This window comes from Okeania sp. SIO3I5 (assembly GCF_010672085.1).
Lineage (GTDB): Bacteria > Cyanobacteriota > Cyanobacteriia > Cyanobacteriales > Microcoleaceae > Trichodesmium.
Genome location: NZ_JAAHHT010000010.1, coordinates 44,782 through 58,230 on the forward strand (window position 1 = coordinate 44,782; position 13,449 = coordinate 58,230).

The following is a 13,449-nucleotide window of genomic DNA, read 5'->3' on the forward strand; positions in this document are numbered from 1 at the left end:
ACGCTCTTATCCGGACATGATATAAGTGGTGGTGCATAGTAATGGTAGAGAGAGTGTGGGAGGTGTGGGAAGTGTGGGAGGTGTGGGAAGAAATTACAAAACTTATGTATTTAGTCTTCGCCATTACTATGCAGGACTACCAGGGAATAATATCAAATTCGCTTGCTTTGGAGAATAAAGTTCTCCTATCAGTATTGGCAAAAGCTCCAAGTAGTAGGGGGTTTTGTGACCAAACCCCTACGGCATTGAATTGTACCGATCCTACCAGACATGATATAAGCAAAAAATATTCACCCTGTCAGTTGTACTACTTCATCGGATGTCTATTAACTTTGCTGTCTCAACATACTTCGGACCTCCATTAAAATTTTGCCTAATTTATTTTCTCCACTACCATCTTTTCTCTGACCCCAATACAAATCTACGGGAGACTTATAGACTATTTCCTCATCTCCAGTAGACAGCAATATTTCCTGAATTTCAGAATTAGTCACAAATTTGTTGAATACTGCTGTTCGCATAATTTCATATTTGACCTCTTCCCAGTCTAAACGTAATGAGCGGTTGCGATCGCTTCCCAGATTTGCTGCTTCTCCTGGTGTTGCTGCTAGACGAATTTCTTCAGCATCAGGAGTATCAGGAAATTTTTGGGCTTGAAAATAATGTTCGCTGGTTGCCCACAAATAACCGTCTAATTCAAAACCGTGAGCGGAACAATTGGAGAAACAACCATATCTACTAAGAGTGCTATAAAATGAAATTACCATAATTTCTATAAATCCTAATATAAACAAATAATATAGAATCCGGTTATATAATATATGTTCATAATTCTATCTACACTTTCTACTCCCCATCTCCCCATCCCCCCAACTATATAACAATTATTCAACCGGATATTATATAACTGGTGTTGGTAATTTTGGCTATGATTGTGCTTTAATGGCGATCGCCTAACTATTAGACCTCTCCGGAAAAGAGGGAGTAGGGAGTAGGGAGTAGGGGGAAAGAATTAAATAATTTTGCTCAATACTAAACGTTTTGAGTATTATTACTGTTTTTTTGTCTTATATCATGTCCGGATAATTAGGTATAATAAAACTTCAAAGAGCGATCGCTCTTTAAAGAGGAAGAAGTTATATCATGTCCGGATAATTAGAGATCAAAAACTTCTTTCTCCTTCCTCCTGGGAGGGGTTAGCGGTGGGTTAACTCCTATCTCCTGTCTCCTGTCTCCTGTCTCCTGACTCCTCCCTCGTTATTTATAACTATTTAACCGGACATGATATTACCTTGAAATTCGATGCAAGCAAAATGTGGTTGCAGATTCTATCTGATCGTTGCTCCATTCATTGTAATTTCGCAGGGTTTCTCGAAAGCTCCAAGAATTCGCAGATTAATTTCTAAATCTGCGACTATAAGGGAGGTTTTTACCCATAATACTCAACTAGCTTTCTCAGACCATCTGGCGCACCATGATCCCAACCCTACTCCCTACTCCCTCTTATAAGAAGGAGGAATTTGTTCAATATTAATCAAAGACTTAATTACCGACTTAACAACAGGAGCAGCAACCCTTCCCCCACTACCCCTAACAGGTTCATCAATAACAGCTAAAACCACATAACGGGGAGACTCCACTGGTAAAATACCCACAAAACTTGTAACTTTAGCACTCTTAGAATAACCTCCTGTTTCAGAAGCTTTTTGCGCCGTACCAGTTTTGCCAGCAATTCGATATCCAGGCAGTCTCGCTCTTTTACCAGTACCACTCTCAACCACCTTTTCCATCATTGCTAAAACTTTTGTCGTAGTGTCAGCAGAAAAAACCTGTTTAGGTTGTGGCAAAGGTAACTGCCAATATGGTTGCCCCTTGCTATCAAACAACCCACGTACAACATGAGGCGTCACCAACTTCCCACCATTTGCTAAAGCTGCATTTAGTTGTGCCAATTTCAGAGGAGTCAAAGAAAACCCCTGACCAAAAGCAGTAGTCGCCGCTTCGACCGGCACCATTAAAAATTGGTTTCTCTCCTTCAAAATGTTAGCTGCCTCAAAAGGTAAGTCTGCGCCAGTAGTATCCTCTAATCCTAAACGTTTGAGACCATCATAAAAAACAGCTCGTGGCATTTGTTCAATAATTTTCACCATACCGATATTACTAGAATGTTGAATAATCTCAGTCACAGTCCGGGCACCACCCCCACCACCAGCATTAAATATAGACCAAGTACCGATCCTGATCCTACCTGTGTCATAAAATACACTATCTTCTGCGATCGCTCCCACCTCTAAAGCTAAGGCCACATTTATTGGTTTAAAAGTCGAACCTGGTTCATAAACATCTGTTACGGCCCAATTTTTGAACAATTTCACATTATATTTATAGTATTGATTAGGGTCATAAGAAGGTGCCGATACCAGAGATAATATAGAACCATCAGTAGCGTCCATTACTATAACAGTGCCTCGCTTGGCCTTATATTCTTCTAACTGTTTTTCAAGTATTGTTCGTACTGCTCGTTGCAAGCGAGAGTCAATAGTGAGATGTAAGGAAAGGTCATCTAACTGTAAAAAACCTGTGGTTAATTGATCGGGTACTAGAGCGCCTTTAATTAAGCGCCGAAATTGGATTGTTTCTATAGAGCGTTCTAAGAGATTTTGTTGACTATATTCAATTCCCGCTTGACCTTTGCTTTCTCCATCTACATATCCTATTACTTCAGCTACTAATTCTTTTTGAGGATAAAGGCGTTGTGGGTGTTGAATTAATTCTAAGCCATCAACAAATAAATCGGTAATTTTATTCGCAGTTTCTTGGGGTATTAATTCGGCAATTTTTATACCTGTTTCTCTTTGATTAAAGATTTGGAGTAAGTCATTGGAAGTTAGGGTTTTTTCTAAATTTGCTCCTTCTAGAATAGTTGATAATTCGTAAGCAACTTCTTGTTTTGAGCGGTTAAAAATTTTGGGGTGAGCATAGAGAGTATATGCTAGTTTATCAATGGCTAAAACATTGCCATTTCTATCAACTATTGGGCGTCTGGGAATAAAAGGATTTGATTGTATAGTTTGCTGCTGTTGGGCTATTTTTTGTAATGCTTTGCCCTGCACAATTTGTAAACGAAATATGTTAATTATTAATCCTATTGAGCTTAAAATCATAAGTATCCAGACTTGGTAAAGTCTAGAATTTTGACATTTTTCAGGGTTTTCATTAGAGGATGTTGAGAGTGATTTTTGACCATTATTTTTGACATAATCTGTTTCGTATTGAGGCTTTTGATTTTTGAGATTATAAGTAGATTTTTCTCTTTGTTTGCGGTTAAAAGACCTACGACGAAGTTGAGAATTTAAACGATAGTCAGAAGTAGCCATTTCGGTTATTTTAGGGAATAGGGAATAGGGAATAGGGAATAGGGAATAAAAATACAAAAATATAACTTGACCTCACGAGGTTGAGAAATGCTATACTTTTGATTTTTCACTTTTCACTTTGATTAATTCTTACTTTTGAATTTTGAATTTTTCAATTGTTTTTCACTTTTGACTTTTTCAATTATTTTACGGAATAGAGAAAGGGAATAAAAATACAAAAATATAACTGTACCTCACAAGTTTGAGGAACGCTATACTTTTGATTTTTCACTTTTGACTTTGATCAATTCTTACTTTTAAATTTTGAATTTTTCACTTTGATTAATTCTTACTTTTGAATTTTGAATTTTTCAATTGTTTTAGGGAATAGAGAAAGGGAATAAAAATACAAAAATATAACTTGACCTCATAAGGTTGAGAAACGCTATACTTTCGATTTTTCACTTTTGACTTTTTCAATTATTTTACGGAATAGAGAAAGGGAATAAAAATACAAAAATATAACTGTACCTCACAAGTTTGAGGAACGCTATACTTTTGATTTTTCACTTTTGACTTTGATCAATTCTTACTTTTGAATTTTGAATTTTGAATTTTGAATTTTGATCAATTCTTACTTTTAAATTTTGAATTTTGAATTTTGAATTTTTCAATATCCCACTGGTGTTTTGAAGAGATGTTTATATCCTGAACTAGATTCTAGATAAGGTTGAGGAGGATTAGGAGCAGGACGTGGAGGTGCTGGTTCTAAAAATATTTTATTGACAGAATCTCGTGAAGCTAAACCACTGTCAGAAGTTGATGCTTGTTCAGCTATATGATTTTTTAATAGTTCATTAGCAACACTTATCTCCTGTTCTTTTTGTCTAAGTTTTTGTAATTCTTGATATTCTGTCGTCCATTTAGACTGGCCATAAATTGTTAAGCCATAAAAGGCCACACTTGTGCTTGCTAATAATACTGTGACAATAGATGAAGTGAATTGTGTTGCCATCAAAGATTTTAACCAGAGTGGTTTAGACTGGGGTAGAGAGATGACTTGAGCTAGGTTCTGTGCTTGAGTTGTTTGTAAGTCTGTATCCTCTTCAGAGGTATAGTTGCCATCAGATAATTTTTTTTCTGTTGGTTTCTGTCGGCGAACTGATTTTTTTGAGATAACAGAAAAATTAGTTTTTGTGGACTTATTCCTTGGGGTTGAAAATGTACTTCTAACTGCTACCATTATGATTTACCTATACTGACATCTATAATAATTACAAAATACAATAGTCTTTACTCTTAAGTATAGTAAAAGTTATACAAAAATCTAGTCTTATGTAGCAATCCTAAATAGGTTGCAGGTAATCAAAAAGTAGATAAAAAAGCCGAAATTCCCATTTTTTGCCTGTTGCCTGTTGCTTTTTCCCTAAAAGCGGTAAGATTTTTATACACAAATAAAATAGGATTGCTATATAGTCAAATAATGACAAATATCTTCGTTTATTGGGACAAGAGAGCTATTAAATATTTGAGAAAATTTAATAACGTTTGACCTGATGTTTAATGGTACAATGAAATTGGCTCAGAATTCCCGATTCAATAATCATAAAAATTCCGAAATTTTCAGAGCATTTAGTAATTTTAACCCTTTGATTTATGAGATTAGTAGAAAGACATATCCCATACAAAAAATCAAAAGCATTTGGATATATTAGGGTTATCAGTTTGATAAAAAGTTTCTGAATTTATTTATCCTACAAAACTTAAGAAATATCTATAGGAATCCTATTTGATTTGCGTATAATAATCTCACTGCTTTTAGGGAATTAGGCAATAGGCAATGGGCAATAGGTAGGAGTTTCGGAGTTGATTTGTAGTTTTTGATTACCCGCAACCTATTTAGGATTGCTATATTAGCATAGTCTTTGATAACAGTGATTGATGATCGAGCAGCAGGTAATTGTCTTGACCAGACAATCTTGAGCTTTCCGTATTTTCAAGCCTCCTGGTTTCCTAGGTAATGCTGCGCAAACAGTAGGAGGTACTGATAACTGATCTAGTGACACTTCGCGCGTTGTGTCACTACTAACTGAAATGCCCCCCTTTCTAAACCTTGCAGTTGCGAGTGAGTTCTTGGTTTTGAATTTAGTAACTATAACAGGTTTAACTTTTCTTTAGCCTAGTTGCATACAACATCCGTACGTTAAAAAAATTTTGATAAGCTTGGTTTAAATCATTCAGAGATTGCTGCAATAGTATATTATAAACTTCCGATAACCATTCTATATCTTCAGTCTTTTTTGCTTAGGTAATAAACTGTTTGTGTAACTCTAAATTAGTGGGTTTATTCTCTCCTAATTTATACTTTTATTTGCAGAAAACTAGACTATCATTCCCAACAATATAAACCCAACTAAATAGCTTCGCTAATAAGTATTTGTGTTGGCGTGTTAGATAGATACGGTACTTAAATCTAGCTTTCATCATTTGCTAACTAAACTAATAATATAATAAAACATTTGTTCAAATAAAATCAACTAAAAAGTCGCCCTAAAAGGGCGAGACTTGAGAACCATTTTTCCCATCATGGTAAACTGAATATTTGGAGAAGTTATCCTAGTCAGGCGTTATCGACTAGCAGACCTTCCCCATATTGTGACATTCTTAATTAGTTAAGAAAAATATATTGACAAAAATGACAATTTCTGTAGATCAAGTTAACCAAATAGTTTGGAATCATCATCACGACCCCTTTGAAATCCTCGGTGCCCATCAGATAGAACAAGATGGCAAAACTTTGACAGTAATCCGAGTTTACGAACCAAAGGCCGAAGCTGTCTCAGTCATATCCCCGATAGACCGGCAAGAATACCCAATGCAGTCAGTCCATAATCCTAATTTCTTTGAATGTATCATCGACACCCCGGAACTGGCCAACTATCAACTTAAAATCAAAGAAGGAGAACACGAACGAGTCATCTATGACCCCTACGCTTTCCGCTCTCCCAAACTCACAGACTTCGACCTTCAACTATTTGGAGAAGGAAACCATCACCGCGTCTATGAAAAACTAGGAGCGCATATCGCCGAAATTGATGGAGTTAAGGGAGTCTACTTTGCTGTTTGGGCACCTAATGCTCGTAATGTTTCACTTTTAGGAGACTTTAACCATTGGGACGGTCGTAAACACCAAATGCGTAAAGGACACTCCGGAGTTTGGGAATTATTTATTCCTGATATTGGCCCTGGAGAACATTACAAATATGAGGTTAAAAACTGGGAAGGACACATCTACGAAAAAAGTGACCCTTATGGATACCAACAAGAAGTAAGGCCCAAAACAGCTTCCATAGTTGTTGACCTAGACTCCTATACTTGGAACGACCAAGAATGGATGGAAAAACGTCGTCATACCGACCCTCTCACTCAACCTATTTCCGTCTATGAATGCCACTTGGGTTCTTGGATTCATGCTTCTCCTGATGAACCAGCTAAACTACCTAATGGAGAAACTGAGCGTGTAGTTCAAGTCTCGGAACTCAAAACAGACGCTCGTTTTCTTACCTACCGAGAATTAGCAGACCGTATGGTTTCCTACGTTAAAGATTTGGGCTATACTCACATCGAAATGTTGCCTGTGGCAGAACATCCTTTTGATGGTTCTTGGGGTTATCAAGTTACAGGATTTTTTGCCCCTACCTCTCGCTACGGTAATGCTGAAGATTTCATGTATTTTGTTGATAAATGCCATGAAAATGGTATAGGCGTAATTGTAGACTGGGTACCAGGACATTTTCCGAAAGATGGACATGGTTTAGCTTTCTTTGATGGTACTCACCTCTATGAACATTCAGACGTCCGGAAAGGGGAACACAAGCAATGGGGTACTTTAGTATTTGACTATGGTCGTAATGAAGTTCGTAACTTCTTAGTTTCTAATGCTCTTTTCTGGTTTGACAAATATCACATTGACGGTGTTAGGGTAGATGCGGTTGCTTCTATGGTCTACCACAACTATATGAGACCTGATGGTGAATGGGTTGCTAATAAATATGGAGGGGTAGAATACATCGAAGCTGCTGATTTTCTCCGTCAATTCAATCATTTACTTTTTAGTTATTATCCAGGTGTTCTTTCTATTGCTGAAGAATCTACTGCTTGGCCAATGGTGACTTGGCCTACCTATGTTGGCGGTTTGGGTTTTAACCTCAAATGGAACATGGGTTGGATGCATGATATGTTGGACTATTTTGAAATGGACCCCTGGTTCCGACAGTTCCACCAGAATAATGTTACTTTCAGTATTTGGTATCACCACAGTGAGAACTATATGTTAGCTCTGTCTCACGATGAGGTGGTACATTGCAAGAGTAATATGTTGGGTAAGATGCCTGGGGATGATTGGCAGAAGTTTGCTAATGTCCGGGCGTTGTTTGCTTATATGTTTACTCACCCTGGTAAGAAAACTATGTTTATGGGGATGGAGTTTCCTCAGTGGGGTGAATGGGATGTTTGGGGCGATCTAGAATGGCATTTGCTCCAACATGATGCTCACCAAGGAATGAAACGATTTTTCCGGGATTTGAATCAGTTATATCGTTCTGAACCTGCTTTATATGAACAAGATTGTAACGAGGAAGGTTTCCAGTGGATAGATTGTAATGATAATAATCATAGTGTGGTGTCGTTTATTCGTCGCTCTAAGGAAGGGAAAGAGTTTGTGGTAGCGGTTTGTAATTTTACTCCTCAACCCCATAGTCACTATCGCATCGGTGTACCTGAACCAGGGTTCTATACTGAAATATTTAATAGTGATGCTGGTAATTATGGTGGCAGCAATATGGGTAATTTGGGTGGTAAGTGGACTGATGATTGGTACTTCCATAATTATCAATATTCTTTGGATTTATGTTTGCCTCCTTTGGGTATTTTGGTGTTTAAGTTAGACAAGGAAAAAACTTTAGCAGCGACACAAGAATCTGAGGATGTTGCAACTGTGGAAGTTGAAACTGTATCTGAAGGATAAATTCGCTCAATAAAAACCAAGGCAAAATTGAGAAGGTTGGTAGTTGAATTTTGAATTAATACTACCAACCTTTGCTTGTAGGAAAATGGGATGAGATTTTCATTAATGGATAATGGATAATGGATAATTAGCTCTGGTTAAAACCGTAACGGAATTGAATAGATTGTCATGTTTTATTGTAGGGGTTTGGTTGAAAAACCTCAGCAAAAATGGGATGAAATTGTCATGTTTTATCGTAGGGGTTTGGTTGAAAAACCTCAGCAAAAATGGGATGAAATTGTCATGTTTTATCGTAGGGGTTTGGTTGAAAAACCTCAGCAAAAATGGGATGAAATTGTCATATTTTATCAGAGGAATTTGGTTGAAAAACTTCAGCAAAAATGGGATGAAATTGTCATATTTTATCCTAGGGTTTTGGTTGAAAAACTTCAGCAAAAATGGGATAAAATTGTCATATTTTATCCTAGGGTTTTGGTTGAAAAACTTCAGCAAAAATGGGATGAAATTGTCATATTTTATCCTAGGAGTTTGGTTGAAAAACCTCAGCAAAAATGGGATAAAATTGTCATATTTTATCCTAGGGGTTTCCGAATAAAAAAGGGATTTGGAGACCAAACCCCTACAGTTTTTTTCATAAATTCTTCTAGGATTAGTATATTTATTTCTTCTTGCTTCTTCCTTACTTCTACTTGGTCTAATGTTTATCAACAGAACAATATCGGTTTATTTGCGGTTCTTTTTTTTCGGTTTTGCTATTTGGATAGTAGCTTTCTATTTTTTGTTTTCAACTCCGACTACGGCAGTTACTCCTGAAGATTTACCTCCTCTGAAATCTTATCCTCTACCAGAAACTTTGGCACAATGGCAAGACCCCAATAATAGTGGTGATTATTTCGAGCAAATTGAAGTTCAGGATGTAGGTTATCTAATTTGGTCGCAGTTTCCTATTAAAGTTTATCTGGAATCTTCCGATCGCGATGAGTCTCGGTCTCGTGAATGGGTTAAGACTGTAGTAGATGCTATTTGGGAATGGAACATTTATTTACCTTTGCAAGTAGTAGATAACCCAGAAGTTGCTGATGTTAAAATTTTTAAGAAGCGACCTCCTTTGATACCAGGAAAATTAAGAGCGCGTTCAGCAGAAGCTCGCTATCAGTTGTATCAAGATGAGAATGGTGTTTTATCTCATAATTTTGTAATTTGGTTGAGTCCTATGCAAGTAGGTAAATATTTGCCTGCTGCTGCTCGTCACGAGTTTGGTCATGCTTTGGGTATTTGGGGTCATAGTCCTGAGAAAACTGATGTTATGTATTATTCTCAGGTGGCAGAACCTCCTCCAATTTCATCTAGAGATGTTAATACTTTGAAGCGAATTTATTTGCAAAGCACTAGACTAGCTTCAAAAAAAATATAGTCAGAACTTAAGCAGAAACCTGGTTGCTTGAATATTTTACATAAAGAGAAAGGAGTCACCAGTCAGCAGGGAACAAGGGCAAAAGAAGGTATAGTTTTTTATCACTAATTATCCGAAGATGATATGACACGAGAAGAGATTGTCAAAGAATATCCACCCTTGACTTTAGAAAATGAGGGGGTAGCGATCGCTTACGATCAAAAAAATAATTCTTGCTTTAGTTATAATCTATTTTTATGAGAGAAATTCTCTTCTATAAAACTGATTCTGGATATTGCCCCGTAGAAGATTTTATTGATTCTCTTTCGGGGAAACAAGCTCAAAAAGTGCTTTGGGTGTTACGCTTAGTTGAGGAGCTTGATTCTGTCCCAAGTCAGTATTTGAAAAAATTAGTGAATACTAATGATATTTAGGAAGTAAGAGTTGGATTTGGCAACGATATTTTTCGTTTGCTAGGTTTTTTTGAGAACGGAAACTTAATTATTTTAACTAATGGATTTGCTAAAAAAACCCAGAAAACACCAGTTGGAGAAATTGAGTTAGCTGAAAAGCGAAAACAAGATTATTTAAGTAGGAAGCAAAATGATGAGTGATGTCAAGAAATATATTGAGAAACGGAAACAAATCGATCCTGAATTTACTGAAGGATTTGAGTCGGGATATGCCAGTTTTAAGATCGGGGTGATTTTAGCCCAAGCAAGGGAAGAAACTGGTATGACAATAGAAGAGCTAGCTAGTCGGTTGAATTGGAATAAGTCAACTATTTTTCAAATAGAAAATAATAGTTCTGATGTTAGCATTTCTATTCTGGAAAAATATGCCCGAGAGGTAGTTCAACAATTAATTATTAGACATCTCCGAAAATTAAAAATAGAATCAATTCTTATCCAGAAATTATCAATTACTTCTCACTATTGCCTGTTATATGTTCCCTGTTCCCTCTTTTCCGGAGAGGTCTATTAATTATTCATTATTAATTATTAATTGTTGAAAGGGTGTCCACCGGCTCACGACTTGGTTCCTCGTTCAGATTGATGTTGTTGATAACTGGCAGGGTATGACCGAGTTTCAACCCTATTAGAATCCAATCTTCTAGGGTTGAGTGTAACTCGTTTTCGCACTGACGCAGAGTGGATGCAAATGCGATAACGCCTTTGCATGATGGAATTCGACCCACGAAAGTGCTGTCTTCAAGTTTGTCGTAAACTGCTTGGGACATTGCTTCATCGATGTATTGGCTTAAAATATAATTGACGCTCATGGTTTTGTGCCGATCCTGGGAATATCCATTGGTTGTTTTTGAGAGATAAATACAATTTTAGTTATAGCAGAGAATACAGGAGTTGGCAGTGGATGTTGCTAGCACAGATTTATCAATTTGTCAATGGAAAACAAAAAAAACTTCATGCAAGAGCGATCGCTCCTGAAACGTGGTTGGTTTGGGAGGAGCGATCGCCTTGTGGTAGTAAGAACTGTAATCGTATAGGGTTGGCGATGTGTTTCGATTTTTAGGTTACTTCGCTGTCGAGAATGGCAGGAATATCGCGGGCACCATAGAGTATTCGTATCACTTCAATACAGTCATCTTGAGTGAGATAAAAATTAAGTGGTTGTTAAATCCTTTAACTGCCAGTTTCCGCAAACCTCCTAAACTAGAGTTTTGTACTGGACTACCTATACCAGGCATCTTTGCCAGTTGTGAAATAGTCTCCCTGGTGGCATCAAAAAATCGCAATGCTGCATCTATGTTATCTTGAGCAATATAAGCAAATTGCTCGTCTAATTCCTCGTTTGCTTTTGGTCTAATTACAATTTTTCGTGTCATCTTTCTCTATTGCTGAATTTTTCGACAAGCGCACTACGTTTTTCTTCCCACCAACTTTCTATGACTTCAGTAGGCGGGCCGCTGTTGATACCTTCTAACAACATGGTTTCTAATTCGTTGGTTTCCTGCTGGTGTCTATATATTAAATGCAAGATGTATTCGCTGGCATTGTTGTAGTTGCCAGAAGCAACTTGTTGGTTAACAAATTCTTGCATGGATTCGGGGATTGAGATGTTAAGGGTTTTCATGGTGTATTTACCTCCTAGTGTAGATGGTAAAAAATAATTGGAATTTTGTCAAGTTGGGGTTGTTGGCGATCGCTCTTTTAATATCTCCAGAAGGAAATGGATTGGCAAACAATCTTTTGAAGAACAACAAGACTTTGGTGTTAGAGTAGTTAGAGCTTTTGGAGGTACAATTTAATGTTGACTTTAGATGTAGAAAAAATTTTAAATTCGATTCCCAATGAGGTTGCTTGGGAAGATGTTGTGCAGTTGGATAAACTAGACGATCGCGTTGCCATAGCTAATAATTTTTCTCCTAATATCGTTGGTGTGAATGATGGTTCTATTGAGTGGTGTCCGAACGAGGAACCGCCAAGTTATTTGGAAAAATTGGTTTGGTGGTGGGTGGTTCGTCCAGATATGGGAGCAGCTATTGCTCTTGAAGCTCCACAAGAACTAAAAAGGATTGTTAGTAACTATATTCTGGTAAGTCCTTGAGGGCGATCGCTATTTTAATATCTACCAGGACTTACGCAAAATTACAAATCATACACCTTATGTAGGGGCGAATGGCATTCGCCCTCTAAAATATGGTAGTTCTGCGTAAGTCCCGATCTACAAAAAAAGCGTTCGCGAAGCGTTGCGGATGCAACATCGCTCCTCTAACGTGGTTGTTTTTGGAGGAGCGATCGCTAGTTCGTAGTAACAACTTTAGTGGTAGACGGTTGGTGGTGGGTTCCGATGGTTGCATTGGGCGATCGCTTTTTTAATATCAGGACTTACGCAGAACCGCCATATTTCGTAGGGGCGAATGGCATTCGCCCTCTATGGCATTCTTCCCTCTACGGATAGCTTACTGTCTAAGAATTTGCGTAAGTCCTGAATATTGACGGAAGGCAAAAGGCGTTCGCGAAGCGTTGCGGATGCAACATCGCTTTTTCTCAGTTCTATCTCTGTTGATTCTTTTTAATTTTCTCGTAAATTTCCCTGGCTGTTTTTTCTCCAAACATTTTTTCTTTTAACTCTAAATAATCTATCGACTGTGACATAGTTTCTCGACAGAAGAATGCTGCTTTAGCAATTCCTAACTGTTCTATAATTACTTTGACACTTTCGGTTCTGATGGCATCCATTTGCGGTACTACTAATTTTTGATTCATTACAAATAAAATGTTCCAATTCCCTTGACAAGCTAGGAGGTATTTTGTTATAGTATAGGTCAACACAGGGGGAGGACATCACCTCTGTCAAAACAGCAGTCAGTTTTTTTCTGACTGAAGAATCCCGCGTTGTCTCGTAAGGGCAACGTCGGGAGTATGTCAATAACATTATTAACAAATTATATGGGATTTTGAACAATTAAAGTTCCAGGGTTCAAGCTTTTTCATTAATTAATGACAATCAAATTGTTCCAACTTCCGATCTAACAGAAAACTTCAATGATTTTTTTCTAGAAGAAATTGCTGATGGAAGCACGACAAATTTTAACGGATTTTCTTCAGGTTCTGCAACTGCTACTATTACCCTTGACTTAGTTGGCAATTTTGATCTTCGTAGTTTTATTCTATGGAATGATGTCAATGTCTTAGCTGAAGGAATTGAAA

At 37.3% G+C, this 13,449-nt stretch carries 18 protein-coding genes and 1 pseudogene; 11 read left to right on the forward strand and 8 right to left on the reverse strand.

All coding sequences use genetic code 11. The features are described from left to right. The first annotated feature begins 41 nt into the window (after positions 1-41). A complete protein-coding gene (locus F6K40_RS04000; RefSeq protein ID WP_293131700.1) occupies positions 42-365 on the forward strand; it encodes a hypothetical protein in 324 nt (107 codons plus the stop codon). On the opposite strand, the gene F6K40_RS04005 is transcribed toward F6K40_RS04000, so the two are convergent. From F6K40_RS04005 to F6K40_RS04015, 3 genes are all read right to left on the reverse strand, one after another. Continuing rightward, positions 327-767, reverse strand: a complete 441-nt coding sequence (locus F6K40_RS04005) for a riboflavin biosynthesis intermediates N-glycosidase (RefSeq protein ID WP_293131702.1) — start codon at positions 765-767, stop codon at positions 327-329. The two genes, F6K40_RS04000 and F6K40_RS04005, sit on opposite strands and share 39 nt — an antisense overlap. Positions 768-1,493: 726 nt before the next feature. After that, positions 1,494-3,377 carry a peptidoglycan D,D-transpeptidase FtsI family protein gene (locus F6K40_RS04010; RefSeq protein WP_293131705.1) on the reverse strand — a complete coding sequence of 628 codons (1,884 nt, stop codon included), beginning with the start codon at positions 3,375-3,377 and terminating at the stop codon, positions 1,494-1,496. 649 nt (positions 3,378-4,026) lie between these two features. Beyond that, a complete protein-coding gene (locus F6K40_RS04015) occupies positions 4,027-4,599 on the reverse strand; it encodes a hypothetical protein (RefSeq protein ID WP_293131708.1) in 573 nt (190 codons plus the stop codon). 1,452 nt (positions 4,600-6,051) lie between these two features. On the opposite strand from F6K40_RS04015, the gene glgB reads away from it, so the two are divergent. The 6 genes and pseudogenes from glgB (at position 6,052) to F6K40_RS04040 (ending at position 10,759) form a co-directional block, all read left to right on the forward strand. Beyond that, the gene (gene glgB / locus F6K40_RS04020; protein ID WP_293131751.1) at positions 6,052-8,382 is read left to right on the forward strand and encodes a 1,4-alpha-glucan branching enzyme; all 2,331 of its coding nucleotides are present in this window, start codon (positions 6,052-6,054) and stop codon (positions 8,380-8,382) included. Between the two features lie 186 nt (positions 8,383-8,568). Beyond that, positions 8,569-9,195 (forward strand): hypothetical protein, encoded by a 627-nt coding sequence (locus F6K40_RS04025; protein ID WP_293131711.1) that lies wholly within the window; start codon positions 8,569-8,571, stop codon positions 9,193-9,195. After that, positions 9,161-9,796 (forward strand): peptidase, encoded by a 636-nt coding sequence (locus F6K40_RS04030; RefSeq protein ID WP_293131714.1) that lies wholly within the window; start codon positions 9,161-9,163, stop codon positions 9,794-9,796. Before F6K40_RS04025 ends, F6K40_RS04030 begins: the two co-directional genes overlap by 35 nt. 236 nt (positions 9,797-10,032) lie before the next feature. Further along, positions 10,033-10,209, forward strand: coding sequence for a hypothetical protein (locus F6K40_RS04035; RefSeq protein WP_293131717.1), 177 nt, complete (start codon positions 10,033-10,035; stop codon positions 10,207-10,209). A gap of 12 nt (positions 10,210-10,221) precedes the next feature. Further along, a pseudogene (locus F6K40_RS40625) lies at positions 10,222-10,389 on the forward strand (type II toxin-antitoxin system RelE/ParE family toxin); the annotation flags it as partial. Then, positions 10,379-10,759: a helix-turn-helix domain-containing protein gene (locus tag F6K40_RS04040; RefSeq protein ID WP_293131720.1), complete on the forward strand. Its 381-nt coding sequence runs from the start codon at positions 10,379-10,381 to the stop codon at positions 10,757-10,759. The pseudogene F6K40_RS40625 and the gene F6K40_RS04040, both read left to right, overlap by 11 nt. Before the next feature lie 10 nt (positions 10,760-10,769). On the opposite strand, the gene F6K40_RS04045 is transcribed toward F6K40_RS04040, so the two are convergent. Next, positions 10,770-11,057: a type II toxin-antitoxin system HicB family antitoxin gene (locus tag F6K40_RS04045; protein WP_293131723.1), complete on the reverse strand. Its 288-nt coding sequence runs from the start codon at positions 11,055-11,057 to the stop codon at positions 10,770-10,772. Between the two features lie 92 nt (positions 11,058-11,149). Between F6K40_RS04045 and F6K40_RS04050 the strand changes: the two genes are divergently transcribed. After that, positions 11,150-11,308, forward strand: coding sequence for a hypothetical protein (locus F6K40_RS04050; RefSeq protein WP_293131726.1), 159 nt, complete (start codon positions 11,150-11,152; stop codon positions 11,306-11,308). Positions 11,309-11,363: 55 nt separating this feature from the next. Here the strand turns inward: F6K40_RS04050 and F6K40_RS04055 are convergent, their stop codons facing one another. Both F6K40_RS04055 and F6K40_RS04060 read right to left on the reverse strand, forming a co-directional pair. Further along, positions 11,364-11,621, reverse strand: a complete 258-nt coding sequence (locus tag F6K40_RS04055) for a type II toxin-antitoxin system RelE/ParE family toxin (RefSeq protein WP_293131729.1) — start codon at positions 11,619-11,621, stop codon at positions 11,364-11,366. Continuing rightward, positions 11,618-11,869, reverse strand: coding sequence for a type II toxin-antitoxin system ParD family antitoxin (locus F6K40_RS04060; protein WP_293131732.1), 252 nt, complete (start codon positions 11,867-11,869; stop codon positions 11,618-11,620). The genes F6K40_RS04055 and F6K40_RS04060 overlap by 4 nt, the downstream gene beginning before the upstream one ends. A 37-nt stretch (positions 11,870-11,906) precedes the next feature. On the opposite strand from F6K40_RS04060, the gene F6K40_RS04065 reads away from it, so the two are divergent. The 3 genes from F6K40_RS04065 (at position 11,907) to F6K40_RS04075 (ending at position 12,615) form a co-directional block, all read left to right on the forward strand. After that, complete coding sequence (locus F6K40_RS04065) at positions 11,907-12,044, forward strand: hypothetical protein (RefSeq protein WP_293131735.1); 138 nt, start codon at positions 11,907-11,909, stop codon at positions 12,042-12,044. Beyond that, entirely contained in the window at positions 12,044-12,343 is a 300-nt protein-coding gene (locus F6K40_RS04070; RefSeq protein WP_293131738.1) for a hypothetical protein, read from the forward strand. The genes F6K40_RS04065 and F6K40_RS04070 overlap by 1 nt, the downstream gene beginning before the upstream one ends. Before the next feature lie 92 nt (positions 12,344-12,435). Beyond that, the gene (locus tag F6K40_RS04075; RefSeq protein WP_293131741.1) at positions 12,436-12,615 is read left to right on the forward strand and encodes a hypothetical protein; all 180 of its coding nucleotides are present in this window, start codon (positions 12,436-12,438) and stop codon (positions 12,613-12,615) included. A 177-nt stretch (positions 12,616-12,792) separates the two neighbouring features. Here F6K40_RS04075 and F6K40_RS04080 read toward each other — a convergent pair whose 3' ends face one another. Together F6K40_RS04080 and F6K40_RS04085 are read right to left on the reverse strand one after the other, a co-directional pair. Continuing rightward, a complete protein-coding gene (locus F6K40_RS04080) occupies positions 12,793-13,005 on the reverse strand; it encodes a hypothetical protein (protein ID WP_293131744.1) in 213 nt (70 codons plus the stop codon). Positions 13,006-13,246: 241 nt separating this feature from the next. Beyond that, positions 13,247-13,449, reverse strand: a 203-nt coding sequence (locus F6K40_RS04085; RefSeq protein WP_293131748.1) for a hypothetical protein, incomplete at its 5' end; no start/stop codon positions are given.